This window comes from Paraburkholderia sp. OAS925, assembly GCF_040543975.1.
Taxonomy (GTDB): Bacteria; Pseudomonadota; Gammaproteobacteria; order Burkholderiales; family Burkholderiaceae; genus Paraburkholderia; species Paraburkholderia graminis.
In genome coordinates this window covers 2,819,393-2,845,535 of sequence record NZ_JBEUNO010000002.1, presented here as the reverse complement: position 1 = coordinate 2,845,535, position 26,143 = coordinate 2,819,393, and the positions used below count along the sequence as shown (strand labels likewise).

The 26,143-nt window shown below is 61.3% G+C and carries 17 protein-coding genes and 1 pseudogene; 9 read left to right on the top strand and 9 right to left on the bottom strand.

Features of this window, described 5'->3' with window-relative positions; genetic code table 11:
• Window positions 1-49: 49 nt before the first annotated feature.
• From ABIE53_RS31430 to tssA, 6 genes are all read left to right on the top strand, one after another.
• Entirely contained in the window at window positions 50-553 is a 504-nt protein-coding gene (locus ABIE53_RS31430; protein ID WP_006052923.1) for an Hcp family type VI secretion system effector, read from the top strand.
• 87 nt (window positions 554-640) lie between these two features.
• Window positions 641-1,120 (top strand): type VI secretion system baseplate subunit TssE, encoded by a 480-nt coding sequence (gene tssE / locus ABIE53_RS31425; RefSeq protein WP_006052922.1) that lies wholly within the window; start codon window positions 641-643, stop codon window positions 1,118-1,120.
• 108 nt (window positions 1,121-1,228) lie between these two features.
• Complete coding sequence (gene tssF / locus ABIE53_RS31420; protein WP_192700291.1) at window positions 1,229-3,067, top strand: type VI secretion system baseplate subunit TssF; 1,839 nt, start codon at window positions 1,229-1,231, stop codon at window positions 3,065-3,067.
• On the top strand, window positions 3,031-4,125 hold the full coding sequence (tssG, locus tag ABIE53_RS31415) for a type VI secretion system baseplate subunit TssG (protein WP_006052920.1): 1,095 nt from the start codon (window positions 3,031-3,033) through the stop codon (window positions 4,123-4,125). The genes tssF and tssG overlap by 37 nt, the downstream gene beginning before the upstream one ends.
• Window positions 4,126-4,158: 33 nt before the next feature.
• Entirely contained in the window at window positions 4,159-6,834 is a 2,676-nt protein-coding gene (tssH, locus tag ABIE53_RS31410) for a type VI secretion system ATPase TssH (protein ID WP_192700290.1), read from the top strand.
• Between the two features lie 35 nt (window positions 6,835-6,869).
• Window positions 6,870-8,000 carry a type VI secretion system protein TssA gene (gene tssA, locus ABIE53_RS31405; RefSeq protein ID WP_192700289.1) on the top strand — a complete coding sequence of 377 codons (1,131 nt, stop codon included), beginning with the start codon at window positions 6,870-6,872 and terminating at the stop codon, window positions 7,998-8,000.
• Between the two features lie 104 nt (window positions 8,001-8,104).
• On the opposite strand, the gene ABIE53_RS31400 is transcribed toward tssA, so the two are convergent.
• The 4 genes and pseudogenes from ABIE53_RS31400 to ABIE53_RS31385 form a co-directional block, all read right to left on the bottom strand.
• Entirely contained in the window at window positions 8,105-9,073 is a 969-nt protein-coding gene (locus ABIE53_RS31400) for an OmpA family protein (protein ID WP_006052917.1), read from the bottom strand.
• 4 nt (window positions 9,074-9,077) lie between these two features.
• The gene (gene tagF / locus ABIE53_RS31395; protein ID WP_006052916.1) at window positions 9,078-10,070 is read right to left on the bottom strand and encodes a type VI secretion system-associated protein TagF; all 993 of its coding nucleotides are present in this window, start codon (window positions 10,068-10,070) and stop codon (window positions 9,078-9,080) included.
• Window positions 10,067-13,945 (bottom strand): type VI secretion system membrane subunit TssM, encoded by a 3,879-nt coding sequence (tssM, locus tag ABIE53_RS31390; RefSeq protein ID WP_192700288.1) that lies wholly within the window; start codon window positions 13,943-13,945, stop codon window positions 10,067-10,069. Before tssM ends, tagF begins: the two co-directional genes overlap by 4 nt.
• 270 nt (window positions 13,946-14,215) lie before the next feature.
• Window positions 14,216-15,062, bottom strand: a pseudogene (locus tag ABIE53_RS31385) (M15 family metallopeptidase).
• A 125-nt stretch (window positions 15,063-15,187) separates the two neighbouring features.
• On the opposite strand from ABIE53_RS31385, the gene ABIE53_RS31380 reads away from it, so the two are divergent.
• Window positions 15,188-16,150: a hypothetical protein gene (locus ABIE53_RS31380; protein ID WP_006052913.1), complete on the top strand. Its 963-nt coding sequence runs from the start codon at window positions 15,188-15,190 to the stop codon at window positions 16,148-16,150.
• 162 nt (window positions 16,151-16,312) lie between these two features.
• Window positions 16,313-17,449: a nucleoside hydrolase gene (locus ABIE53_RS31375; protein ID WP_006052912.1), complete on the top strand. Its 1,137-nt coding sequence runs from the start codon at window positions 16,313-16,315 to the stop codon at window positions 17,447-17,449.
• Between the two features lie 49 nt (window positions 17,450-17,498).
• Here the strand turns inward: ABIE53_RS31375 and ABIE53_RS31370 are convergent, their stop codons facing one another.
• Together ABIE53_RS31370 and ABIE53_RS31365 are read right to left on the bottom strand one after the other, a co-directional pair.
• Window positions 17,499-18,455 carry a LysR family transcriptional regulator gene (locus ABIE53_RS31370; protein WP_006052911.1) on the bottom strand — a complete coding sequence of 319 codons (957 nt, stop codon included), beginning with the start codon at window positions 18,453-18,455 and terminating at the stop codon, window positions 17,499-17,501.
• A 279-nt stretch (window positions 18,456-18,734) separates the two neighbouring features.
• Window positions 18,735-19,787 carry an NAD(P)-dependent alcohol dehydrogenase gene (locus tag ABIE53_RS31365; RefSeq protein WP_029968720.1) on the bottom strand — a complete coding sequence of 351 codons (1,053 nt, stop codon included), beginning with the start codon at window positions 19,785-19,787 and terminating at the stop codon, window positions 18,735-18,737.
• Between the two features lie 341 nt (window positions 19,788-20,128).
• On the opposite strand from ABIE53_RS31365, the gene ABIE53_RS31360 reads away from it, so the two are divergent.
• A complete protein-coding gene (locus tag ABIE53_RS31360) occupies window positions 20,129-21,127 on the top strand; it encodes an AraC family transcriptional regulator (protein WP_029968722.1) in 999 nt (332 codons plus the stop codon).
• A 19-nt stretch (window positions 21,128-21,146) separates the two neighbouring features.
• Here ABIE53_RS31360 and ABIE53_RS31355 read toward each other — a convergent pair whose 3' ends face one another.
• The 3 genes from ABIE53_RS31355 to ABIE53_RS31345 all read right to left on the bottom strand — a co-directional run bounded on the left by ABIE53_RS31355 (window position 21,147) and on the right by ABIE53_RS31345 (window position 25,895).
• Window positions 21,147-22,625 (bottom strand): sensor domain-containing diguanylate cyclase, encoded by a 1,479-nt coding sequence (locus tag ABIE53_RS31355; RefSeq protein WP_192700287.1) that lies wholly within the window; start codon window positions 22,623-22,625, stop codon window positions 21,147-21,149.
• 129 nt (window positions 22,626-22,754) lie between these two features.
• The gene (locus ABIE53_RS31350; RefSeq protein WP_192700286.1) at window positions 22,755-25,334 is read right to left on the bottom strand and encodes an adenosylcobalamin-dependent ribonucleoside-diphosphate reductase; all 2,580 of its coding nucleotides are present in this window, start codon (window positions 25,332-25,334) and stop codon (window positions 22,755-22,757) included.
• A 273-nt stretch (window positions 25,335-25,607) separates the two neighbouring features.
• On the bottom strand, window positions 25,608-25,895 hold the full coding sequence (locus ABIE53_RS31345; RefSeq protein ID WP_029968727.1) for a DUF3331 domain-containing protein: 288 nt from the start codon (window positions 25,893-25,895) through the stop codon (window positions 25,608-25,610).
• Window positions 25,896-26,143 lie beyond the last annotated feature (248 nt).

The following is a 26,143-nucleotide window of genomic DNA, read 5'->3' as shown; positions in this document are numbered from 1 at the left end:
GCCGCCCGGGGTAGCTGTTAAAACCACCTCTTTGGGGAGTCGATGAGTTATGAAGGACATCTATTTAAAATTCGGCAATCCGGCGATCAAAGGCGAGTCTGCCGATAAAGATCACGCTGGCTGGATCGAGATCGATTCGTGGAGCCACTCCATCACGCAACCGCGTTCGGCGACGGCTTCGACGGCGGGCGGTCATACGTCCGAGCGTTGCGAACACGCCGACATGCAGTTCACGAAAGACATCGACGTGGTGAGCCCGCTGATTTATCAGCACGCATCGGGCGGCACGACGTTCGACGAAGTCACCATCGACTTCATGCGTTCGGACGGCGAAGGCAATCGCATCAAGTACCTGGAAGTAAAGCTGAAGTACGTGATCATTTCGAGCGTGACGCCGAGCGTCGTCGGCGAAGGATTGCCGAGCGAGCAGTTCTCGCTGAAGTACGCCGCGGTGCAGTGGAAGTACACGCAGCAGAAGATCGGCGGCAATCAGGGCGGCAATGCGCAAGGCGCGTGGAGCCTGACGAAGAACGACAAGACGTACGCGGTGTAATGCACGGGCGCACGCCGCGGCGCGCATTGCCTGAAAAGGTTGGCGCGCGCGGCGTGCGCCTGTCATGAACCGCTTCTTCGGACGCCGATGAAACGCTTCGAGCCCAGCTTTCTCGACAAGCTGTTCGACGACGAACCGCATCTGCCGGCTTCACCGGCGATGCGGCAATTGTCGTTGGAGGAACTGAAGGCCACCGTCGCGCGCGACGTCGAGGCGATTCTCAACACGCGAATTGCGCTGACCGAGCATGAACTCGCGGCCTTGCCCGAATGTCAGCGCTCGGTGCTGACCTATGGTCTGAACGACTTCGCGGGTTTGAGTCTCGCGAGTCACTATGACCGCACGTTCATTTGCAAATCGATTCAGCAGGCCATTGCACGGCATGAGCCGCGCTTGCAGCAGGTATCGGTCACACTCGAACTGAACGAACAATCGACCAACGCGCTTTATTTCGCGATTCAGGCGTTGCTGGTCGTTCATCCGGCAGAAGAACCGGTCAGTTTCGATGCGATGTTGCAGCCGTCCACATTGCAATACTCGGTGACGCGCGCACGCGCGAAACTGTAGACGCTGTTTTGTTTAATACGCTTGGCTTCAATACCGCCTGAGCGCCGCCGCGACGCGCAACGGCGGCGTTAGTTCAGGCGTAGAGGGTTCGGGTTCGGGGATAGATCGATGGAAGAATTGCTGCCGTATTACGAGCGCGAACTGTCATTTCTGCGGCGCTATTCGCGCGATTTCGCGGAGCGCTATCCGAAGATCGCGGCGCGTCTGGCGATGTCCGGCGAGCATTGCGAAGATCCGCACGTCGAGCGGATGATCGAATCGTTCGCATTGCTCGGCGCGCGCATCAACAAGAAGCTCGACGACGATTACCCCGAGTTCACCGAAGCGCTGCTGGAAGTGTTGTATCCGCACTATCTGCGGCCATTTCCTTCATGCTCGATCGCGCAACTGGGCACGTCCGCAGCGCTGAGTCATCTGACCGAGCCCGTTACGATAGAGCGCGGCACGGAACTCAAATCGCGGCCCATTCGCGGCGTGCAATGCCGTTTCCGTACCGCGTACGACGTCACGCTCGCGCCGGTTCGCATTTCGGAGGCAAAGTACACGTCAGTGGCCATGGCGCCGAGCGCGACGGTATTGCCCGGCAATGCAACCGCCATTGTGTCGATCACTTTCGAATCGACCGCTGCGCAACTCGATCTGTCCGCATTGAAAGTCAGTACCTTGCGCGCGCATCTGCACGGCGAGCAGTCGTTCATTGCGGCGCTCGCGGATTGCCTGTTCGTCAATGCGATGGCCACGTATGTCGAAGCGGACCGGCGCGGCGCATGGACGCCAATGCGCACGTCGCCGCTCGCGCAAGCAGGCTTTGACGAAGACGACGCGCTAATCGACTATCCCGCCAAATCGCACCCGGCTTACCGGCTTCTCACCGAGTACTTTGCGTTCCCGGAAAAATTCAATTTCGCCGACTTCGATCTCGCGGCAATGACGCGTGCGGCAGGCCGCTGCCAGCGTCTGACACTACACGTCGTGCTCAAGGAAGTACGCAGCGATTCGCATGTCGCGCGGCTTCTCGATGCGTTGTCCGCACATCACCTGCGGCTCTTTTGCACGCCGGTGGTCAATCTGTTCGAACAGCACGGCGAACCCATTCGCGTGAATCATCAGGCGATCTCCTATCCGGTGATCGCCGAAGCGCGCCGCGCATTCGCTTACGAAGTCTATTCGATCGATTCGGTGAAGCTCGTCAGGCAACAGGCGCATCAGGAATCGGTGACTGAATTCCGCCCGTTCTATTCGCTGCATCACGGCGAAGCGGCCCGCGCCGGACACTACTGGTTCGCACGGCGCAACGATTGGGTCGCGCAAAAAAGCCCCGGCTATGAGACGGAAATCTCCATTGTCGATATCGACTTTGAACCGGCCGCGCCGCAAACCGACACGCTGAGTCTCGACCTGACGTGTACGAATCGCGATTTGCCCGCCGGTCTCGCGGTGGGTCTGGAAGGCGGCGATCTGTTTCTCGAAGGCGGCTCGCTGACCGGCAACATTACGATGCTGCGCCGGCCCACGCCGACTGTGCGTTTCGAACGTGGGCGCGCGGCGCACTGGCGGCTCATTTCGCATCTCGCGCTGAATCACGTGTCGCTCGCGAATAGCGGTCTTTCCGCGTTGAAGGAAATGCTGGTGCTCTACGATTTGCGGCGCACGGCAGTATCGGCGCGGCATATCGACGGGCTCGTCGGAATCGAGCAGCGCGCAGCCGTGCAATGGCTGCCGGGCAAACCGTTCGCCACTTTCGTGCGCGGCATAGAAATTCGCCTGACGATCGACGAAGAACATTTCGTCGGCACGAGTCTCGCGTCGTTCGTGCGGGTGATCGACACATTCTTCGGGCTGTACGTGCATCTGAACAGCTTTGTGCAACTGGTCGTCGTGTCGAAGCGCACGGGCGAGGAGATCTTGCGATGCAAACCGCGCAGCGGCGAATCGATCCTGGCGTAGTCGAGCAGTTTCTCGACGAGCCGCACCGCTTTGAATTTTTTCAGGCGGTGCGTCTGCTCGAGAAGTGGTTCGCACAGCAATCGCCATCTACAGTCGGGCGTTCCGGCGACATCGTCGCGCAGCGCATTTCCTTTCGCAATTCGCTATCGCTGTCGTTTCCGCCGAGCGAAATTCACGGCGCGCAATCCTACGACGACGAAGGCTTGCCGCTAAAAGAAAAAGCGCAGCGCACCACGGCGCTCGAGGCGGGCTCACTGGATAAAGTCGACATAACCCCCGCGTTTTTCGGTTTGCTCGGCGGGCAAGGTGCGTTGCCGCTGCATTACACCGAGCAGATCATCGCGCGAGAGCAGATCAAGCGAGACCGTGCCGCGCGCGAGTTCTTCGATGTGTTTTCAAATCGCGCCACCGCGCTCTTTTATGCGGCGTGGAAGAAGTACCGTTTGCCGTTTCATTACGAACTGGATCGCGACGAGCGCTATTTGCCGTTGCTGCTCGCGCTTGCGGGCGTGGCCGACAACGACACGCGCAGCAGCCTGCAAAGCGGCGACGGCGCGCTATTCGACGAAGCGATTGCCGGTTACGCATTGCCCGCGCGGCACAGACCGGTGTCGGCAGCTTATTTACAACGCACGCTGTCGGACTACTTCAAGGTTCCTGTGCGCGTCGAACAGTTTGTCGGCAAGTGGTACGACGTACCGCGCGATCAATTGACGGTGCTGGGCAGCGTCAACGCGACGCTCGGCGCCACTGCGCTGGCGGGCGAGCGCGTCTGGCAGCGCGACATGCGGGCGCGGCTCGTGATCGGCCCGCTTGGCAAGGCCGATTACGAAGCCTTTCTGCCGGGGGCGGATCGCGCCGTTGCACTCGAACGCATGCTGACGCTGCTTGCCGGTATTACGCTGGAGTACGAAGTGTCGCTGGTACTGCGCCGCGAGGCGGTCGGACCGGCGCTGCTGAGCAACGGGGCGCGCCTCGGCTGGGACGCATTCCTCTGCACGCGCGATGCCGACCGCGATCGCGCTGATGCCCGCTACGAACTGCATGTGATTCACTGACCATAACGATAGAACCTGAACGGATCGCACGACATGAGCACGTCCCTCAACACCCTGATCGCGAAACTCAATCCGACCTGCCGGCAAGCAGCGTTGCTGGCGGCGAACAACTGTCTCGCGCGCGGTCATTACGAGGTCGACCTCGAGCATCTGCTGCTTGCGCTGCTGGACGAGTCGGCAAGCGATGTTGCGCTCGTTCTGCGTGCGAGCAGAATCGATCCGCATGCGTTGCGCGCGGACATCGAGCGCGAATTGCAGCGCCTGAAAAACGGCAATACGCGCACGCCGGTGTTCTCCAAGCATCTGATCGATCTGCTCGAGCAGGCGTGGTTGATCGCATCGCTCGATTCGCAGATTGGGCGCATCCGTTCCGGGCATTTGCTGCTTGCGTTGCTGAGTGCGCCCGATCTCGCGCAATTCGCGGAACGCATGTCGCCGCTGCTGCGCGATGTGCCTGTGACCGAGTTGAAGCATAACTTCGACGAGTTGACCGCGGGCTCGCGCGAAGTCGAGCGCGCTAATGACGCGCAAAACACGGAACACAGTACGAGCGATATAGCGGGTTCCGAATCAGTGCCTGGCGCTCCGTCAAAAACGCCCGCACTCGATACGTACACCAGCAATCTCACGCAGCGCGCGCGTGAAGGCAAGATCGATCCGGTGATCGGACGCGAAGGCGAGATTCGCCAGACTATCGACATTCTGATGCGGCGCCGCCAGAACAATCCGATCATGACGGGCGAGGCGGGCGTCGGCAAGACGGCCGTGGTCGAAGGACTCGCGCTGCGCATTGCCGCCGCCGACGTGCCCGCGCCGCTCAAAGGCGTCGCACTGCATGTGCTCGACATGGGCCTCTTGCAAGCGGGCGCAAGTGTGAAGGGCGAATTCGAGAACCGCCTGAAGAACGTGATCGACGAAGTGAAGAAGAGCCCGCATCCGATCATTCTCTTCATCGACGAAGCGCACACGATCATCGGCGCGGGCGGCCAGGCCGGGCAGAACGATGCGGCCAATCTTCTGAAGCCCGCATTGGCGCGTGGCGAATTGCGCACCATCGCGGCGACGACATGGAGCGAGTACAAGAAGTACTTCGAGAAAGACGCGGCGCTCGCGCGCCGCTTTCAGGTCGTGAAGATCGAAGAGCCGAGCGAAGCGCTTGCCGCGGCGATGTTGCGCGGCATGGCGTCGCTAATGGAAAAGCACTTCAATGTGCGCGTGCTCGATGACGCGATCACGGAAGCGGTGCGCCTGTCGCATCGCTATATTAGCGGGCGGCAATTGCCCGACAAGGCGATCAGCGTGCTCGACACCGCTTGCGCGAAAGTGGCGCTCGCGCATAGTTCTACACCGGCCGCAATCGACGATACGAAAAAGCGCCTCGAACGCATCGACGCGGAAATCGCCGCACTCGAACGCGAGGTCGCGAGCGGCGCGCAGCACGACGAACGGCTCGCGCAATTGCGCGAACTGCGCGAAGAAGATCTGAAGCATCTCGCCGCCGACGAAGCGCGCTACGACAAGGAGCGTGCGCTGGTGACCGAGATCGTCGGCTTGCGTTCGGACATCGACGCGGCTCGCGTGAGCAGTGCGGACGCGGAGCAGGCGCAGAAAGCGGCGCAAGCGCGCGAAACGCTCGCGCTGCGCGTGGCCGAATTGCATGCATTGCAAGGTACTCAGCCGATGGTGCCGTTGCAGGTGGACGGACACGTCGTCGCCGAAATCGTTGCGTCGTGGACGGGCATTCCGCTGGGCCGCATGGTGAAGGATGAGATCCAGACGGTGCTGAATCTGCAGCCGCTCCTTGCCGCGCGCGTGATCGGTCAGGATCATGCGCTTGAAGCCATCGCGCAGCGAGTGCGCACGGCCAGCGCGAATCTCGAAGATCCGAATAAGCCGCGCGGTGTGTTCATGTTCGTCGGGCCTTCGGGTGTCGGCAAGACCGAAACGGCGCTCGCACTCGCCGATGTGTTGTACGGCGGCGAGCGCAAGATGGTGACGATCAACATGAGCGAGTATCAGGAAGCGCATAGCGTCTCGGGGCTGAAAGGCTCGCCGCCCGGTTACGTCGGTTATGGCGAGGGCGGCGTACTCACGGAAGCGGTGCGCCGCACTCCGTATTCGGTGGTGCTTCTCGATGAAGTCGAAAAGGCGCATCCCGATGTACTCGAAATGTTCTTCCAGGTATTCGACAAGGGCACGATGGACGACACCGAAGGCCGCGAGATCGACTTCCGCAATACGCTCATCATTCTCACGTCGAATGTAGGTTCGCAAGCGGTCATGCAGGCTTGCCTGAATAAAAGTGCCGACGAGTTGCCCGACGCCGACGCACTCGCGGAAACCTTGCGTCCGCAACTGTATAAAGCGTTTAAGCCGGCGTTTCTCGGCCGCATGAAAGTAGTGCCGTACTATCCGATTTCCGACGACGTGCTCGCTGAAATCATCGAGTTGAAGCTGGAAAGAATTCGCCGCCGCATCGAATCGAATCACAAGGCGGTGTTCGAGTGGGACGAGTCGCTGGTCGATGCGGTGCTCGCGCGCTGCACCGAAGTCGATTCGGGCGCGCGCAATGTCGACCATATTCTGAACGGCACGCTGCTGCCCGAAGTCGCGCAGCAGGTACTCGAGCGCATTGCCAACGGCGCGGCCATCGAGCGCATTTCGGTGCGTGCGACCGAGGCGGGCGAGTTCGAATACGCCGTCGTATAAGCGGTTTGATGAATGAAACTTGAAAGCTCCATGCCATGCCGATCGATCTGAATACGCTGCTTGCTCCAATCAGTGAAGCCGCGCCCTGTGGCGAAGATCTTCTGTTCTCCGCCGACTTCGATGCAATCCAGCACGCCCGGCGTTTCGAAGACCCGTCGCTCGACCAGGGCGAATGGGTCACCGAAATCAAGGAGGCCGACTGGCCGCTGGTGATCGAGCGCTCCAGTGCGTTACTGCAGACGCAAACGAAAGACTTGCGCCTTGCCGTGTGGCTCACCGAAGCGCTCGCGATTGAAGAAGGCGTGGGCGGTCTCACGCAGGGCTACACGCTGCTCACGGCGCTGTGCGAGAAGTACTGGGACACCGTTCATCCGCTGCCCGAAGGCGACGACACCGAATATCGCCTTGGCAATGTCGTGTGGCTAGTCGGGCGAACCGGCGATCTGCTGCGTGCAATGCCGCTCACGTCGTCGCAAGGGAATGCGTACAGCACGATCGATTGGGACGTCGCCACGCATGTCGCGCAAGCGGTAAAGCGCGATCCCGATCATGCCGACGACATCGCGCGCGGCAAGCCGTCCATCGAGCAGATCGACGCGTCGAAACGTGCGACGCCGCCCGCGTTCTATTCGACGTTGCTGGCCGATCTCAAGGCGTTCGAAACGGCGATGCTCGCGCTCGAACAGGAACTGGATCGTCGCGCTGCGGACTTTGCGCCAAGTTTCCGTCAGGCGAAAGACGCCTATGAAAGCGTCTATCGTCTCGCCGAACGCTTTGCGCGCGAACTCGGTGTGACCGCACAAGCGCAGCAGACGCCCGGTAGTGGATCGAGTGCTTCGGCAAGTCATGAACACGCGCACGAACACGAACGCGCCGAGCCCACTTTCAAGACCTCACCGCAACGCGAGGAACCTGTGTTGACGACCACGCCGACCCACGCAGTCGCAGGAATCCAGAGCCGCGCGCAAGCCGTCGCGCAGTTGCGCGCGGTGGCCCGTTTCTTTCGCAGTACGGAGCCGCACAATCCGGCTGCGTACTTTGCCGAGAAGGCTGCGGAAGCGGCGGACATGCCGTTGCATCAATGGCTGTCGACGGTGGTGAAAGACGACGGCTCGCTCGCGCACATTCGTGAGTTGCTGGGTGTGAAGCCTGAAGAAAACAGCTAGATGTCCGCGTCGAAATTAAAAAGCCTGGCCTGGGTCGAGAGAACCCAGGCCAGGCTTTTTTCATGCTTCATGCGTGCCTTTGCAGCAAGCACGCAGTAATCTGCTTAAGATCCGGCGCGGAACTCGATGCGCCGGTTGCGTGCGCGTCCGTCGGCCGTATCGTTCGATGCAATCGGCTGATCGGGTCCGACTCCAGTGGTGCTCATTTGTTGCGGCGGAATGCCCTTGGCGACGAGATAGCCCTTCACGGCATCGGCGCGTGCCTGGCTCAGCGCGATATTCGACGTGCGATTACCCGAGTTGTCAGTGTGACCGATGATCGCGACAGTCTTCGTCGCCATCTTCAGCATTGCTGCCGCCATCTGATCGAGAATCGCGCGGCCTTGCGGCGTGAGCGTTGCACTGCCGGTTTCGAATTCGATCGTGCGATTCGCTAGCGTCTGATCAAGCAGGCCCTGTTCGGATGCACTGACGCGCAGGCCGTTCTTGATCGTATACGTCGGATTCAGCGCATTCGCCATGTCGCTTGCGAGTTGCTGACGCTGCGACTCGTTGCGCACCTCGCCTTTCACGTCGATCTGCGTGCCGTCTATCTTCAACTGTCCTTTACTGATCTGCTTGAGTTGCGGGCCAATCAGTTTTTGTACATTGGCGGACCAGTTCGGCGGCGTCGCGACGTCGGCGACTTCGATCTGATCCACTACGTTGGCCGAGCCATACGTGTCGCGAAGACGCGCGAGCACCGCGGCTTTGGTCGCCTCGTCCGGTACTTTTCCGCCGACCACGACCTGGCCCGGCGCCGCGTTCGCGGGCGGAGGCGAAGCCGTGACCGCGCCGGTGCCGGCGCCGGTCGTGCCGCTTGCGAGGCCCGCCGTATTCACTGCGGGACCCGCACTGCCTGCCGTAGTGGACGAAGGCGAGGGGAGCGCCGTCGTGCGAATCGAAATGCCGCTGTTGTCGACCGGCGTGACGCGTGCGGGGCCGTCGTTGTCGGCGTGAGCGAGCGTGCTGAACAGGCCGCTAACCAGCAGGCTCGCGAGCAGCGCGCCGATCGCGGTGCGTGAATAAGTCATCGCGTCACGCTCCCGTGAAGGCTTCGCGGAACGTGTCGATGCTGACGCGCAAGGACAGTTGCGGTTGGTCGAGGTAACTGACGAGCTTGCTGATGCCATGATCGTTCTGTGCGTGTTCGTCGATCCACTCGGGGTCGTCGATATCGATGTTATGGGCTGCGTATGCTTGCGGATCGACCACACTGTGCAGCGTTTTCGCGGACGCACCGTTAAAGCCGATGATGAGCCGCTCGCGCTCCGCGATCGTGCCGATAAAAATAGCCAGTTCGAAATCCGCTTGCGCGACGAACGGCGCGATCAGTTCGAGCCAGAATGCGGCGACGAGGCTGCGATAGAACGGATCGTTCGGCAACGGCAGCGTGAGCCCGCGTTCGAGATGCGACGAACCGCTTTGCATCACGGGGCGCAGCAGCGAACCGAGCGCGAGCATCGCGCCGCGCAAGCGCACCGGATGCCCGCTTGCGAGCAGCATCTGTTCGAGTCCGGCGAGCGTCTGATGTTCGACGAAGTCGTTGAACGTGCCGTCATGCGGATTGCCCGGACCGCCGCCGATTTCGATCGGCACCTGCGTTTCGCCGAGCGCCTGCAATGCGCCGGCCGGCTCGCTCACGCCAAGCAATGGTTTCATTTGCGCCGACACGCGCGACCACAAACGCGCGAACGCAAGCGGACTGTGCGCGAGGAACGTGAGCGGCTTTTCGACTTCGAGCGCGGTCGCGGCAAGAAATGGAAAGCGTCGCGACGACTGATCGTGACTCGCGACCATGTGCCCCGCAATCGCGAGCTTGCTGCGCGAACCGAGAAACGCGAAATGCATCGGCTTCGCGTTTTCGTAGACGATCTTCCAGCGCGGGTCGTCGGTGAGCAGTTCCATTGCTTCGGCGATCCAGCGGTCGAGCGTCGCAAGCAACTGCGGGTTATGCGCGCTTTTCACGAAGTCGCCGCGCGACGGAATCTTGCCGAAGTACGCGATTTGCGCCTGCACGGTCTGCGTCATTGCGCACCTCCTGTGTTCGAAACCGCGGTCGTCGCCGGTCGCGCCGCTGTTGCCGCTGTTGCCGCCGTTGCCGCGGGCGTTGCGTTCGCGGCCGTGGCCGTGACCGAATTCGCCGCCGCGCTGACGTCGGCCACCGACGAAGGCAACCGCAAGCCGCGCAGGCTCTGCTGCTGCGGCGCGTCGCTGCTGCCGCCCGATGCTTGCGACGTGCTGATGATGCGCATGCTGACCGCCACCGTGATGTTGCCTTGCGTCCACGACAGGTCGAACGTGCCGTCAGGCCGGCGCTTGCGCTGCGCCGAATTGATCAGCTTCTCAAGACCGTAGCGGCCCGGCTCGTTGACGAGCTGCAGCGTGCGGCCGTCGAAAGTCGTGGCATTCAACGTCGCGCCTGGCGAGCCCGACGGATTCGGCCACACGAAGTTGGTCCATTGCGGCGGCGTGTTGCGATAGCGCATCTGCTGACCGTCGATCGCAAGCGTGTACTCGGTCGTGCCGCTGCTCGGTTGCGGCAGGATCTGGAACACGGTCTGCGGTTCCGCGGAGCCCTGGCCTGCCGACGCGCCCGCTGCGCCGCCCGCCAGCGGCGCGACCCAGCGCGCGAATCCGCTGGTGAAGTCAGGCGTGAGCGCAAGGCCCATGTCGCCCCACGTGCGAGCGGTGAGGGTGTCGCCGCGGCGCACTGCAAGCGGTCCGAGCGTGGTGCCGACGAACTTCGCAATCGAGCCGTCCGGTCCGAACACCTGCGCGATTTCACCGGCGCCCGCTTCGACTTTCGCATCGCCGGCAAAGGGATATTTGTTGGCGAGCGAGTTCTGGAACGTCTGGTACACCTGCGCGTTCCACACCTTGTTGACTTCGACGCTGGCCGGCTGGATCACGACCGCATACGCGGCCATCAGCGGACGCACGAGCAGCGGACGCAGGGCTTTGCGTTGCGAATCGGTGAGGCCCGTCAGCATCTGCTCATCGACGTACTTCAGCGAATCGGCAAGTTCGGAGCCGCTGCCGTCGAGCGTCTGCTGCATGAGCTGACGCGCGCCCGGTCCAGGATCGCCCTGATTCTTGATCACGTTAAAGCGCGTACGGACTTTCGACAGCGTGTCCATATAGCCCTTCAGCATCGAGCCGTTATCGCCGGTCTGAACCATGCGGCCGAGCGCCGAGAACTCCTGGCCGATCGGGCCCATCGGCATTTCGACCGGATTGCCGTTAATGTCGATGTTCGCATTCAACTGACCCGTCGGCGCGCGCGAGAACCATTGCTTGAACCAGCTCGTCACGCCGCTTTGCGCGCGCTTCAGGTTTGCATTGAAGAGCGACGGGTTATCCCACGAGGTCTGGTCATACGCGGTTTCGAGTACTTTGCGAATCGGCGAATCTTGCGGATCGCCGAGACGGTTCATGGCATCCACTGCCTGACCGAAGCTGCCGAAGCTCTGCACCGCAATGCCTTGCATGATCTTCTGCCAGTGCATTGCATAGTCGGTCTTGTACATCGTGACCAGTGCTTTCTGTATCTGTTCGGGACTGCCTTCGAGCGTCAGGTCGTCGTGCGCGGAGGTATTGAGCACCCAGTCCTTTGCTTGCAGTTCTTTTGTTGCGGCCTCGCGGATCGCGGGCTGCACATACTGGAACCACGCTTCGCGCGTGAACGTGCCGGGAATTGCATAGCTGCCCGCCACCAGCGCGGTATTGTTTTCACCGACGATGCGCGCGATCGTCATCGGCGCGAAGCGGGTCGACGCACGTGCCTTGATCTCTTCATAAACACGCTGACGCGCCGGCATGCCGCGCACGACACGGCGCAGGTTCTCACGCGTTTGATCGACGAGGCCGAGGTTCTGGTCGATCATCGGCCAGTCGTCGTCGGATACGCGCGCCAGGTAGAAAGTAATCATGCGCTCGGCGCTGCGGATCATCTCGTCGCGAGGCATGTTGCCGCGATTCGTTTCGAGCCAGCCGCGCCAGAAGCGCGCCACCTGATCCGTCAGATGCGCCGTTTCCACATGACGCTTGTCGCTTAGCATCAGATACGTCTTGAGCGCGTTGTACGCGTCTTCCACATTGGTCGGCGATGCGTCGCTGTAGAGTCCGCCCTGGCTATTCGCCGCCATTGCGTTGTGCGCGGAGACCGGAATCGCGGCTGCATCCGGCGTGCGATTGAGCGGCGTGAGCTGATCGGGATGCGCGTTGACGTCCTTCAGGAACGACGCGAGGTTCTGCGAAACCGGATCGAGCAGGATCTGGCGCACGCCGTTGTAGTACTCGGTGAGAAGACGCTGCTCCAGACGATCGCCCTGATAAAGACCGAACGACACAGCGAGCGGCTTATCGCGGCGGAACTGTTCGAGCTGGTCGATGCGGTCTTCGAGAACATCCATGGCCTGCAGGCGCGATTGCAGATCGTTGCGGTTCTGCTGCAAACGCACGACGTTGTCCAGATCGGCTTTGACGTTCTCCGCGAGTTGCTGATTGTTAATGGTCGACCACGTCCAGCCGCCCAACGCGAGCGCGAGGACCGCGACAAAGCCGAAGAAGGTCGCGTAACGCATACGCGTTTTCGCGGGACTGGCGAATTGCCTGACCGTTTGCCGGTCGGCGAAGATGACTTTGGAAAACAGATCGCGCAGGAAGAAGCCGTTCTTCGAAAACGCGCTGTGCGGTTTCGGCATGCTGTCCGCGCTCAAACCGAAGCGGTTCGCGATGCGCGTGGCCGCGGCGCTATTGGTTTCGCCTTCCTGCAATGCGCTCGTGAAATAGAAGCCGCGGAAAATCGGCTTGTACTGGAACGGGTTCGTTTCAAACAGCGTGGCGAGAAATGCGCGGAGTGCGGGCTTGATTGTCGAGAACTCGAGCGGGAAACTCAGTTGACCTGGCGAGAGCTTGTTGCCGCGGTTGATCGACATCTGCGCGACGCTGATTTCTTTCAGGCCGTCGTAGAGTTCCTCGAAATGTTCATCGAAAAGGCCCACCACGTCGCGCTTCTCGTCCGGCTCGTAGGGCAGGGTGGCGCCCCATACGCGGTCGTATTCGTGACGCTCGCTGCCGCTGAAGAACTCGGTGAAGCCGGTAATCAGATCGGCCTTCGTGAACATCACGTAGACGGGCGCAAAGACTTCCAGCTTCTCGGTCAATTCCTGCACGCGCTGGCGCAGGTTCTTCGCGAGATTGATCGCAAACTCGGGCTTGCTGCTGGTGAGTTCCGCGATGCTCGCGGTCACGATGATGCCGTTGATCGGCGCTTTGGGCCTGAAGCGCTTGAGCAGGCCGAGAAAACCGAGCCATTCGGTGCGGTCTTCCTCATGCACCGAATAGCGGCCTGCTGTGTCGAGCAGAATGCCTTCCGTTGTGAAGAACCAGTCGCAATTGCGCGTGCCGCCAATGCCGTGAATCACCGCGCTGTTCTTGTCGGCGAAGGGGAATTGCAAGCCCGAATTGAGCACGGCGCTGCTCTTGCCCGCTGCGGGGTTGCCGATCACGATGTACCACGGCAACTCATACAACGCGGAGCCGCCCGACACCTGGCCGATCTTCGAAGTCTTGATCGTCTTCACTGCATCGACGAGGCGCGTGCGCAGTACGTCGAGTTCCGCCTGACGCGCCGGCGTAGGCGCGGGTCCGGCTTCGACGCTTTGTTTTTCAGCCTGCTGCTCGAGCATTTCGCCGAGTTTGTTATTCGCGCGACGCGCGCGCAGGCGGCGCACCGCCCATACCAGCAGCCATAACGCGACGACCGCGCCGAGCGCGATGGCCGGCCACATCAGGTCGATCTGCAAGGTATCGGCGCCGACGAACAACACAGCAGCGAGCGCGAGCAGGCCGATGATCGAGAGCGTGCGTGGATGGGTCAACACGTTGAGAAAGCGTCGCATAAGCCGTTCAGGTCTTGGTGATATGTGTTGTGGCGCGTGCTGTGGCAAACGGCATCACGCGCGTGCGGCGTTTGAAAATGGAGCGAAAGAAATCGAAAGCCGATTCACGCGGAACGGTAAAACGGCCGAATTGTTAAATCCGCGATTGCCGGCGCTGCAAAAGCGGGCGGACGAATGCGACGCTGTATGCCGGATTGCGGTTGGTATTGCCGCTTTTTGCCAGAAATATTGATTGAACGCCCCATTTTCCAACCTCTTGTGCCGCCGCGCTTAATGACCCCGCCCGAGAACGAAGCCGGGTTTGTGATATTCAACGTGCCCGAGATCCATCATTTTCCAGCGGCCGCCCCATGTCAGGCCGACCTGCTCGGCTGTTTGTCCATATAACTGATAGCCTCGCATGGCCCAGGGATCTTTTTCTGAAATGACGAGCTTGCCGTCGCGCAGAAACGCATTGTCCGCCGCGAGGCCGTATTGGTGATAGCTTTGAAACGCAGCGGCATTGGTGACATTGCTCCCAATTTGCGCGAGCCGGTTTTGCCGCTCCGGACTGCGATAACCTTCCAGCAGGGCCATTTCGTAGCCGTACTGCTCGTGCATGATTTTGTAGACGAGCAATAGACGGGTTCGGAAATCCGCATCGAGCAAATTCCAGTCGCGGCTTGCGTCTTTTAGCGCTGGCCGGATCTGCTCGACTTCCCGCGTGGCGAATACCTCCGGCGGCAGCGGGCGGCGGGGGCACGAGCTGTTCGCCGTTCAATAATGCGGCAATTTTCTCATCCGGCACCCGCGCGGTTTCGTCGAATTGGAATAACTGACGACCCCGTAATCCCAATGCCACCAATGGCGGCGTCGCAAGAATACCTGTGGTGGTAAAAATCAGCAAGCGCCGGCGCGCCAGTAATTTTTTCATATCCACTACGGTAGATTGCGAAATTCTTGCCGAGCGTGCTAATTGACCGCGCGCATGCGATGCACGGCGCGATGCCCCGCGCATAACCCGGCCGTGAATTGTCTGCGCGGCGCCTAATAAAGAAGCGCGCACCGCCGGCAAAAGCAGCATTGCGGCGATGAGCACTGCGACGGCGAAATAGGCAAGAAGTACTACGGCAATCAATGGAGACCCCGGAAATTGGAAACAATTGTATTTTGTAATGCTTGCTCTTAGAATCAGGCCTGCTCGGAGAGGAGCCGGAGCGGTATTATCACGGCGAAATAATCCAGGATTCAATGAGACAGTGAATGAGTGCGCCGGAAAATTCAAATTCCAAAGCCCCGCCAAGCCTGTTATCCGATAAGGCTAAAGGCGCCGACGGCAATGGTTCGCGAATTCTCGCGAATCTGGAAGGCCGCGTCGCGCCGCCTGCCGATAAACCACGCCGGTCCCGAACGCCGCTTGCGCTTGTCGCATTGCTCGTGATAGCGGCGGGCGGTTGGGGCGCGTGGCACATGCAGCAACGCGGGCAAAACGAGTCACTGGCTGCGGCCGCGCCGGCGAGCGCGGTGAACGTCGGCAAGGCGGCGGTGCCGGCATCGGCGGTGAACGGCGCGGTGCAGGTCGCCGCGAATGCGCAAGCGCCGGCGCCTGCTTCGTCGCAAGCCGCGACGATCATCGCCGATGACAGTGACAGTAAAGCGGCAACTGCGTCGTCTGCATCGGCGGGCGCCGCGGAAAGCCGTCTGTCGCGCGCGTTGGCCGATGGTGCGGAGCCGAGCGGCGCTTCCGTGCCGGTTGCTTCGGTTGCTTCCGGTGCTTCGGCCTCGTCGGCGCACGTTGCATCGACGGCGAAGCACGACAAGAGTCCGGCAATCGCGAGCAAGAGCAAGCACGAAGCCGGCGCGCACGGCAAGAAAGAAAGTGCCACGGCAAGTGCGAGCAGTCATCGTTCGAGTACGACGACTGCCGCCGCGCAATCGAAGAAAGCAAAGCCGGACGCAGCGTCGAAAGATGATTCGGATGCCGATCTATTGGCCGCGCTCGTCGCACGCACCAAGCCCGCCGATAGCAAGACAAGCGCCAATAATTCGGCGACGAAGGTAGCAACCTCGGCTGCGCCCGGCAATGCGAAGCTCGCCGAGCGCGTCAAAGAATGTGGGCAGCGAGGCTTTTTCCAGGACCAGTTGTGCCGCTGGCGTGTGTGCGATGGTCATTGGGGCAAAGACCCCGCATGCCCCGGCTCGACGCCGCAAGCGCGTCAGCCCTGACGTTCGCCGCGCGGGCGGTTTACTCGAAAGACGGATCGTGAGGCTCGTGTTGTTTGCGAGCCTCGTCGACGCACACGTTTGACGCATGTTTGATTTGGCCGCCGTTGCGTTTATGATGACTCTCCTTAGTCGCACACCGATGCGATAGAACAGGAGACATCAATGAAGCGGTTTCTCGTGGCATTGAGCTATGTAGCAAGCGTCGTGACTGCTCTCGCAATCGCGGCTTGCGGCGGCGACAATCTGAACGCAACCAATCCCCCGAAAGTCATTATCGACAGCGACTACAACACGCTGAGCGACGACGGCCAGCTTGGCGTCATGGCCGCGCAATTGCAGGCGCAGGGATCGTTGAAAGTACTCGGCATTACGGTCGTGTCGGGCAATCAGTGGTTGAAGCAGGGCGTCGCCGATGCATTGAAATCCGTCGAACGGCTAGGCGTCGAAAAGCAGATCGGCGTTTATGCCGGTGCAAACTATGCGTTGTCGCACGATTTCGCCACGATCCAGGCTGAAATGGCCCAATTCCCCGGTGGCGACGGTTATCTCGGCGCGTGGGGAACACCCGAACCGAAGTCCGATAGCGACCTCGTCGCGCCGCCTGACGGCTTCGCAACGCATACGAAAGTGCAAAGCAAAAGCGCGGTGGATTTCATCGTCGACTCGGTGAAGCAGAATCCCGGCGAGGTGACGATTCTTGCGATCGGACCGTTGACGAACATCGCGCTTGCCGCGCGTCGGCATCCCGAGATCGTGCCGTTGATCAAGCAGATCATTTATATGGGCGGCGCGATCGACGTGCCGGGCAATACGACGCCGACCGCCGAGTTCAACTGGTGGTTCGATCCGCAAGCCGCGAAAGAGGTGTTGCGTCTGCCGATCAAGCAGGTTGTCGTTCCGCTCGATGTGACCGACACCGTGAAGATGGATAAGGCGCTCTATGACCGGATCGCGCATGACCCGTCGAAGCAGACCATCATTACGCAGTTGTTCAAGACGTTGAACGGTTATGGCTTCGACGGCAAGAACGGTTTCGAGACGAACCCGAACTACACCACGAACATCTGGGACACGCTGACTCTCGGCTATTTGATGCATCCTTCGTTCGCGACGCAAACGGTCGACGAGTGGGTCGATGTCGATATGAGCTTCGGCGCCAATGATGGAAAAGCGACCGGCTATACGAGTTCGCCGCCGGCTGGTCTGCAGAAGATGACGATCATCAAGCGCTTCGACAATCAGAACTTCTTCAATTTCTATGTGGACTTGCTGACGCGGCCAGTGCCGGTGCCGGGCTGATCGATTGATTGATGCGTTGAACGTGCTGCGAGCCTGCATCGAATCCGCTTCAGGCGGGATGCAGGCCGCGCAACAACTGGCGCACGCGCGAGAGATCCTGATCGACGTGCTCGGTCTTTTCGAACAGCTCCGCAAGCCAGTCGACGAAAGCACGCACGCGCGGCGACACACGGCGATTCTTCAGATAAGCGACCGAAACCGGCATCGGCACGGGTTTCCATTGCGGCAGTACTTCGCGCAATTGTCCTGAGTCGAGGTACGGTTGCGCGGCAATTCGCGCGGGTTGAATGAGCCCATGGCCTTGCAGTCCGCAGGTGAGATACGCCTGCTCGTCGCTCACTTTGATAAAGCCGTTCACCTTGACGCTTTGCGCTTCGCCGTCGACTTCGAAATCGAACGCCACTTCGCGGCCGCTATTTGGCGACATGCAATTGACAGCCACATGTCCGCGCAAATCGTCGAGGTCGGTCGGCGTGCCGTAACGCGCGAGATAGTCGGGACTCGCGCAGGTCACATGTTCGAGCGTGCCGAGTTGTCGCGCGACCAGATTCGAATCGGGCAGTTCGCCGAGCTGGATGCTGCAATCGATTCCTTCGGCAACCAGATCGACGGTGCGGTTGCTGACGCCGATGGCGAGATCGAGATTCGGATAGCGCGCGTGGAAGTCGTCGAGAGCGGGCAGCACGATTGCGCTCGCCACCGAGCCCGGCATTTCGATGCGCAGGCGGCCTGTGAGGTTATCGGTGGCGTGACGGATGCTGGCTTCCATCTCGTCGATGTCCGCGAGGATTTGCGCGCAACGTTCGTAGTAGGCGGCGCCTTCGGGCGTCACGCTGATGCGCCGAGTGGTGCGTGCGAGCAGTTGCGTGCCGAGTAGGGCTTCCAGGTTCTGGACAATGGTGGTCGCTGTCGCGCGCGGAATGTTCAGGGATTCCGCTGCGCGGGTGAAGCTGTTCGTGTCCACGATTCTTAGGAAGGTGCGCATTGCTGTTATTCGGTCTAGCATTTGGGCCTCTCGGGGTTGGGTTTTTTGCCTGCGGCGGGGCTTTTTTTGGTTGGGTTTTTTCGGCTTTTGTTTTTGGCCTTTTGTTTTTGGCCTTTTCTTGAATTCGTTGTGGTCTATTTGCGTTGCCCCTGTGCGGGGCGGCACCTACTTTCTTTGCCGCCGCAAAGAAAGTAGGTGCCGCCCCGCACAGGGGCAACGCAAATAGACCACTATGAATTCAAGGAAAGGCCAAGGGCTCACCCAAAAAAGCCCCCAGCCGCACGGCAAAAAAAACCAAAATCACTTCCGCATGGAATCCAGATCAACAACAAACCGATACTTCACATCACTCTTCAACATCCGCTCATAAGCATCATTAATCTTCTGCATCGGAATAATTTCGACATCCGAAGTAATTCCATGCTCGCCGCAGAAATCCAGCATCTCCTGCGTTTCGGCAATCCCGCCGATCAGCGAACCGGCCAGCCGGCGGCGCTTGAAAATCAGGTTGAACACTTGCGGCGACGGATGATCGTGCTCGGGCGCGCCCACCAGCGTCATCGTTCCATCACGCTTTAGCAGGTTCAAGAACGGATTCAGGTCGTGCGGCGCAGCCACCGTATTCACGATCAGATCGAAGCTGTTCGCATGCGCTTCCAGCTCTTCGGCGTTCTTCGAAATCACCACCTCGTGCGCGCCAAGCCGCTTGGCGTCCTCGATCTTCGACGGCGATGTCGTGAACAGCACCACATGTGCGCCCATTGCGCGCGCCAGCTTCACGCCCATGTGGCCGAGGCCGCCCAGGCCGACAATGCCGACCTTCTTGCCAGGACCCGCGCCCCACGTGCGCAGCGGTGAGTACGTGGTGATGCCCGCGCACAGCAACGGAGCGACGCCGGCAGGGTCGAGGTTTTGCGGCACACGCAGCGTGAATTCCTCGTCGACGACGAGTTGCGTCGAATAACCGCCGTAGGTCACTTGACCGTCGACGCGGTCCACGCCGTTATACGTGCCGACAAAGCCGTTCTCGCAGTACTGCTCGAGGCCTTCCGCGCAGCTCGCGCAGGTCCGGCACGAATCGACGAGGCAGCCGACGCCCACCAGATCGCCCGCCTTGTACTTTGTCACGTCCGGGCCCACCGCGGTCACACGGCCGACGATTTCATGACCCGGCACCACCGGATACATCGTGTTCTTCCATTCGTTGCGAGCCTGATGCAGGTCGGAATGGCACACGCCGCAAAACAGCACTTCCATTTGCACATCATGAGCGCGCAGTTCGCGGCGCTGGATTTCGAACGGGGCGAGCGGCGCGCTGGCGTCGGTCGCGGCATAGGCATAAGTCGTGCTCATGGGTAGTTCTCCAGCAAAAGATGGGTGATGTCAGAAGGCGCCGGCAATGGGCAATCCGCGACGGGCGACGGTAATGGCAATCGGCAACGGACAACGCATGTCGCGCATGCGCCTAACCGCACGGTTCGGGTCGCGGCGCGTGATGAAAGCGCGAATGAAGGTCGTCCAACAAACGTCGCGCAGCAAAGCTCATCCGACAGGGTTCCCATAGTAGAAGCCGACGGCGAGCCAGTGAATACCTGAATGTCTTGAAGATTTGCCTAAAACTCCTGGGGCGAAGCGCGCCAGGCAGTTTGATGCTAAATTTCAAGCACTATTCTCTTGTACGTCACTATTTCGTCATGTCGCCGCACCTATCGCAACCGTCGTTGTCTTCCGCCGAATTTCCACTCGCGCACGCCGCTCATGCTGCGCAGCAACGCCTGATCGAAGTGTTCGACGCACTCGCGCCCAAGCCGGGCATGACGCGCTCGAGTCTTGAAGGCGTCAATCTGATGCGCGCGAATAGTCCGTTGCCGCGCATGCCGGTGATGTACGAGCCGAGCATTGTGATCGTGTGCCAGGGGCGCAAGCGCGGCTATCTCGGCGACCAGGTGTTCCAGTACGACGCGCAGCAGTACCTCGTGCTGTCCGTGCCGCTGCCGTTCGAATGCGAGACTGAGGCGACCCCGGACGAGCCGTTCCTCGGCATCTCCATTCGAGTCGATCTGACGATGGTTGCCGAGTTGCTGATGGCGCTCAACGAAACGCAGGGCGCGGCGCGCAACGAACCGCTCGGCATTTATTCGACGCCGCTCGATCCGGCATTGAGCAACGCGGTGCAGCGTCTGCTGGACGCGTTGGTGTCGCCGCTCGACGCGCGCATTCTCGCGCCGGGCATCGTGCGGGAGATCTGCTATCGCGTGTTGACCGGCGAGCAGGGCGATGCGATTCGCGCGGCGCTTACGCATCAGAATCATTTTGGACGCGTTGCCAAGGCGCTGCGCCGCATTCATGCCGACTATCATGGCGCGCTCGACGTCGATACGCTCGCCGCCGAAGCCGGCATGAGCCTCGCGGTTTTTCACGCGCAATTCAAGGCCGTCACGGCGACCTCGCCGATGCAATACGTGAAGACCACGCGTTTGCATCACGCGCGTTTGCTGATGGTGCAGGATGGTTTAAACGCGGGCGCCGCGGCCGCAAGAGTCGGTTATGAAAGCGCGTCGCAATTCAGCCGCGAATTCAAGCGTCTTTTCGGCCTGAGTCCTGTCGACGAAGTGAAGCGCATGCGCGCAATTTACGACTCACCGCCGCCGCGCATCGTGAAGCCCGTTGCGCGTTATGTGACGGCGGTGTAGAGAAAGCGCTTCGCGTTCATTAACCACCGCTAATTTTCGCATCCGCCTGATTGGCGTAATGCGAGCGCTTTTCGTCGTACATCTGCAGATCGGCGCGCTGCACGCCGGCTTCAAGACGGTCGCCGCGTTGGCACGTCGCCATGCCCATCGAAAAGCTGAGCGGCGAACCCGGATAGAACTGGTTGTTCATTTCGACGAGTTTGCCGACCGCATCGATCATCGCCGCGCCGCCGCGCTCGTCGGTGCCCGGCATCAGAATCGCGAATTCGTCGCCGCCGATGCGCGCGGCCTGAAACGGCGGCTCCATCGCTTTGGCCAGCACTTCGCCCGCACGGCGCAGCAGCGCATCGCCGGCGGCGTGGCCGAGCTGATCGTTCACGCGCTTCAGCCCATTCAGATCGGCGATGATGATCGTGACAGGCCACGGCCCCTTGCGTTCGAGCCGATTCAATTCGTCGACATAGAACGAGCGGTTGCGCAGCTTCGTCAGCACGTCGTGTTTGCCGAGAAACTCCAGGTACGCCTCAGCCTTCTTGCGGGCGGTGATGTCGGTCAATGCGACCAGCACCAGGTCCCAGTTGTTCTCGTGCCCCGGCAGCACCGAAAATTGCAGGTGCACATGCACCTCGTTGCCGTCGAGCGAATAGTTGAGCACTTCGCGCTGCTGGAACAGGTTGCCTTCCCACAGGTCGAGCAACTGCTCGCGGAAATGCGGACGCATGTCGTCGCGGAACACATCGGGCAGATGCGCGAGCAGCGTTTTTTTATCGGGCGCGGCGAACATCTCGAGCGTGTGCTGGTTCACGTCGAGTACGTGAATCTCCTGCATGCAGCGCTCGACGAACTCAGGGTGCACGTCGGTGAACACGCGAAAATCGCTAATGCCTGCCGCGCGCGCCTGATCGAGCAGTTGCTTGACCGCGCTGAAGTCTTCGACCCATAGCGACACCGGAGAATGTTCGAAGAGACCGCGCGCGTATTCCTCGGCGAGCGTCATACGATGCCGCGCGCTTTCCAGTTCGGTGATGTCTTCCACCGACACCAGCACGCGGTCCCAGCGTTCTTCGTGGCCCGGCAGAATAGAGCCTTTGAGCAGCACATCGAGTCGCCGTCCAGCGAGCGTGTAATTGACCGTCTGGCTCGTGAAATGCGATTGCCCGGCCCACAACTGGCAGAGTTCCTCGAGATGCGTCTTGAGCATGTCGTCGCGGAACACAGCGGCGAGATTGCCGTTGAGCGTGTCGAAGTCCGCGGCCTCGAACTGCGTCAGCGTCTTCTGATTGACCTTCACCACGCGAATGCTGCGCGCGCATTCGGCGACCTGTTCGGGCGCTTTGGCGAAGTACGCGCGCAGATCGCTCACGCCCTCGGCGCGCCAGGTATCGAACAGATCGCGCACGCCGCTAAAGTCCTCGACCCACAGCGAGACGGGCGCGAGATCGAACATTTTCGAATCGTCGTTAGCGGGCTTGGTAACGCCTGGCGAAATATCCAGCATGAGAGTCTCGTCGCGGAAAGTGCGGCTATTCTACGGCTGGTTGCGCATCGGTCTAAAAAACAACCAGCTTTCCAGTGTCAGCACTTTCGACAGGTGCAATAGCGGGGCGAGAGACCCGCTAACGCTAATTCACCCGCACGCTCCCACTTCGCCGCAGGCCGTGCAGAAGTCGCATCCGTCCTTGCGGATCACGGCGTTCGCGCCGCACGATCCGCATTTGCGACCGAGCATCGTATGCAATCCCGGCATCACGCCGGGCTGCGTCAATTCCGCTGTGTGCGCGTCGGCGGGAGCGGGACGGATGCCGAAGTCCGCGGACAGCGCCGTTTCCGCTTTCATCTGTCCGCGCGGCAAACGTGCGAGCAGACGCGATGGAACCTGATTGCCCTCGGCGTCGAGAAAACCGCGGCGATGCAGAATCTGCTGGATCGCAAACGCGAGCGCGGCCACTTCCGAATCGTGCCAGCGCGGCGTGCGATGACCGTCCAGACGCTGCACTTCGCCAAGCCGCACTTGCCCGCGATCCCACGAGACCTTGCGCATGTCCTGCAGATTACGCGCGACGAAACCGCCACGCGCGGCGAGCGACAGCGAACGCATGGTCGCCGTGATCCATTGCTGCGATTCGTCGCGCTGACCGGTCGGAATGAAGAACTCGATGGGCCGCTCGATCGTCACGTCTTCACCGCCGAGACGGCCGGTCACTTCAATGAACGACACCGCCACGTACAGCGATTTTTTGCCGGCTTGCGTCAGGTACTCGACCTTTTCGATGATCGCCGGCAATTCGCCTTTCGGCCGATGATCGATCGCGATTCGCAGTGGATCGAGGTCGCTTTCTGCGAGCGTGTCGTCGGCTTGCGCCGGACTCACGCTCAGCACGGCGCCGAGCGTTTCGTTCGGGCGATAAGTCGCGAGACCTTTCAGGCCGCTTTTCCATGCATCGAAATAGAGGCTTTCGAACGCTTCGAACGGATAGTCGGCGGGCACGTTGACGGTCTTCGAGATCGACGTGTCCACATAAGGCTGCACCGCCGCCATCATGTCCAGATGATCGCGTGCGGACATCTCCAGCGCGCTGACGAAGTAGTCGGGAAGCCTGGTCACATCGCCGCCGAACTCGCGATAAAGCCGGTACGCGTAATCTTCGACATCGAACGATTCGCGGCCGCCGTCGGCCATCACCTTCATGCGCGTGTAGGTCCACGAGAAGGCCGGCTCGATGCCGTTCGACGCGTTGTCCGCGAACGCGAGGCTCACGGTGCCGGTCGGCGCGATCGACAGAAGATGGCTGTTGCGGATGCCGTCGCGGCGAATCGCTTCCTTGATGTCGTCGGGCAGCCGCGACGCGAAGGTGCCGGCTTCCAGGTAGCGCGCGGCATCGAAAAGCGCAAACGCGCCGCGCTCCTTCGCGAGTTCCACCGACGCGCGATACGCCTCGTCGCGCATCAGCCGCGCAATGCGCACCGCGAAGTCGCGGCCTTCCTGCGAGTTGTAGCGCAGCCCGAGCATCACGAGCGTATCGCCGAGACCCGTAAAGCCCACGCCGATGCGGCGTTTTGCTCGCGATTCGTCGTATTGCTGCGGCAGCGGCCACAGCGTGACGTCGAGTACGTTGTCGAGAAAGCGCACTTGCGTGCGCGTGCGTCGAGCGAGGCCGTCCCAATCGAACGAAGGCTCGCGGCCTTTGAGTTGCGCGAACGGGTCGATCACGAAACGCGTCAGATTGAGCGGCCCGAGATTGCAGCAACCGTAAGCCGGCAACGGCTGTTCGCCGCACGGATTGGTCGCGCGAATCGTTTCGACGGCACGCAGGTTGTTGTCCTCGTTCATGCGCGAGATGAACACGATGCCCGGTTCCGCGACGTCGTACGTGGAGCGCATGATGCGGTCCCAGATCTCGCGCGCCGGCCGCTCGCTGTAGACCCACAGGCCGTCGTCGCGTTGCCGCACGTCGCCGGCCGCACGCAGCGCCGGCGACGGTTCCGCGCGATGCACGAGTTGCCACGGCTGGTCTTCTTCGACGGCGCGCATGAATTCGTCGGTCACGCCGACGGACACGTTGAAGTTGTTCCAGCGTCCCTTCGAATGTTTGGCCTCGATGAATTCGAGCAGGTCGGGATGATTGCAGTCGAGCACGGCCATCTGCGCGCCGCGCCGCGAGCCGGCGCTTTCCACCGTGCGGCACGACGCGTCGAACACATCCATATAACTGCACGGACCGGACGCCGACGAACTCGTGGTGTGAACCCGCGCGCCCTTCGGCCGGATCGCCGAGAAGTTGTAGCCGACGCCGCCGCCGCGCCGCATGGTTTCCGCGGCTTGCAGCAGCGCGACGTAGATGCCCGGCAGCCCTTGTTCGTCGACGCCCTGAATCGCGTCGCCGACCGGCTGCACGAAACAGTTGATCAGCGTGGCGGCAATGCCGGTGCCCGCCGCGCTCATGATGCGGCCCGCGCCGAGCGCACCGTGCCGCAGATTGTCGACGAAGAGCGCCTCGACCGATTCGCGCAGCGCTTCCGGTTCCGCCTCGGCGACGCCGCGGGCGACGCGCTTGAAGACGTCGTCGGCGGATTGCTCGTCGCCTTTGGCGTATTTCTCGAGCAGGACGTCGGTGGAAAACTGCTGGGGAGCGATGAGCGGAGCAGGGGGCGCGCTGGCTGCGCGAGTCTCCGGCCGGGTCGACGTGTGCGGCGTGTCTTCTGCCATGGTGTGCCCTCAAACGGCGCCGTGCCGCGCACGGCGCGATGGGTGGAGATGCGCGTCACTTTACCGCCGGGCGTCGGGCCGGCAGGGTGATTTGACGCAAGCAGGTCCACCTTAACGCACGCGACGAAGGGCCGCAATCGGGGCGGTTTTTATGCGTGCGGCGGCGTTAGGGACTCGATGGCGGAGTCAGCGCGAGCGGGCAGGCGCAGGGCAGGTGCAGGGCACGCGTGACGGCACGCGCGAGGGCGCGCGTGGGCAGGATTGACGGCGAAATCAGGCTTCGGCGGGCAGCGCGCCGAGAATTTCCGCGCAGATCATCGCGGAGGCATTCGACGGCGCCGGGCGCTCGGCCGGCTTGAAGACGGCATCGCCGCGGCGAATCTTGCGGCGCGATACCGCGCAGGTTCCCGACGTATGCGCCGACCTGCGACGCCACCGCTGCTCGCCGTAATGACATCGTCCGGGCTCGACCCAGCGGATCACCAGCGTGGTGTCGGAGCGCTCGAGGATCTCGATGCGTATGCCGTTAGTACCGTCAAGGGGGATGGACTCCAGGGTCATCATCGTCGGCTCCGAATTTGTGGTGTGCCCGAATTTAGTCCCCCAACGGCTGCAGAGCCATTGTGTCTACGTTGAAACACTGTTCCCCAATTAGCAACAATCCGACTTGACTTTCGACGGCACTTGAATTGGCGGGGCTTGGCGAAGGGCGTGTCGCCCAAAAATGAGATAAGAGCGCTTTTTGCAACGCAGTGTTGTAGCTGGCGAGACAGCCAAAGCAGGCCGCGAGGGCTCTGCGCGCTTCCATT

What these genes read in the sequence shown, in the direction of transcription:
- ABIE53_RS31430 (WP_006052923.1), top strand. Translation starts at nt 50, where the DNA reads ATGAAGGACATCTATTTAAAATTCGGCAATCCGGCGATCAAAGGCGAG.
- tssE (WP_006052922.1), top strand. Translation starts at nt 641, where the DNA reads ATGAAACGCTTCGAGCCCAGCTTTCTCGACAAGCTGTTCGACGACGAA.
- tssF (WP_192700291.1), top strand. Translation starts at nt 1,229, where the DNA reads ATGGAAGAATTGCTGCCGTATTACGAGCGCGAACTGTCATTTCTGCGG.
- tssG (WP_006052920.1), top strand. Translation starts at nt 3,031, where the DNA reads ATGCAAACCGCGCAGCGGCGAATCGATCCTGGCGTAGTCGAGCAGTTT.
- tssH (WP_192700290.1), top strand. Translation starts at nt 4,159, where the DNA reads ATGAGCACGTCCCTCAACACCCTGATCGCGAAACTCAATCCGACCTGC.
- tssA (WP_192700289.1), top strand. Translation starts at nt 6,870, where the DNA reads ATGCCGATCGATCTGAATACGCTGCTTGCTCCAATCAGTGAAGCCGCG.
- ABIE53_RS31400 (WP_006052917.1), bottom strand. Translation starts at nt 9,073, where the DNA reads ATGACTTATTCACGCACCGCGATCGGCGCGCTGCTCGCGAGCCTGCTG.
- tagF (WP_006052916.1), bottom strand. Translation starts at nt 10,070, where the DNA reads ATGACGCAGACCGTGCAGGCGCAAATCGCGTACTTCGGCAAGATTCCG.
- tssM (WP_192700288.1), bottom strand. Translation starts at nt 13,945, where the DNA reads ATGCGACGCTTTCTCAACGTGTTGACCCATCCACGCACGCTCTCGATC.
- ABIE53_RS31380 (WP_006052913.1), top strand. Translation starts at nt 15,188, where the DNA reads ATGAGTGCGCCGGAAAATTCAAATTCCAAAGCCCCGCCAAGCCTGTTA.
- ABIE53_RS31375 (WP_006052912.1), top strand. Translation starts at nt 16,313, where the DNA reads ATGAAGCGGTTTCTCGTGGCATTGAGCTATGTAGCAAGCGTCGTGACT.
- ABIE53_RS31370 (WP_006052911.1), bottom strand. Translation starts at nt 18,455, where the DNA reads ATGCTAGACCGAATAACAGCAATGCGCACCTTCCTAAGAATCGTGGAC.
- ABIE53_RS31365 (WP_029968720.1), bottom strand. Translation starts at nt 19,787, where the DNA reads ATGAGCACGACTTATGCCTATGCCGCGACCGACGCCAGCGCGCCGCTC.
- ABIE53_RS31360 (WP_029968722.1), top strand. Translation starts at nt 20,129, where the DNA reads ATGTCGCCGCACCTATCGCAACCGTCGTTGTCTTCCGCCGAATTTCCA.
- ABIE53_RS31355 (WP_192700287.1), bottom strand. Translation starts at nt 22,625, where the DNA reads ATGCTGGATATTTCGCCAGGCGTTACCAAGCCCGCTAACGACGATTCG.
- ABIE53_RS31350 (WP_192700286.1), bottom strand. Translation starts at nt 25,334, where the DNA reads ATGGCAGAAGACACGCCGCACACGTCGACCCGGCCGGAGACTCGCGCA.
- ABIE53_RS31345 (WP_029968727.1), bottom strand. Translation starts at nt 25,895, where the DNA reads ATGACCCTGGAGTCCATCCCCCTTGACGGTACTAACGGCATACGCATC.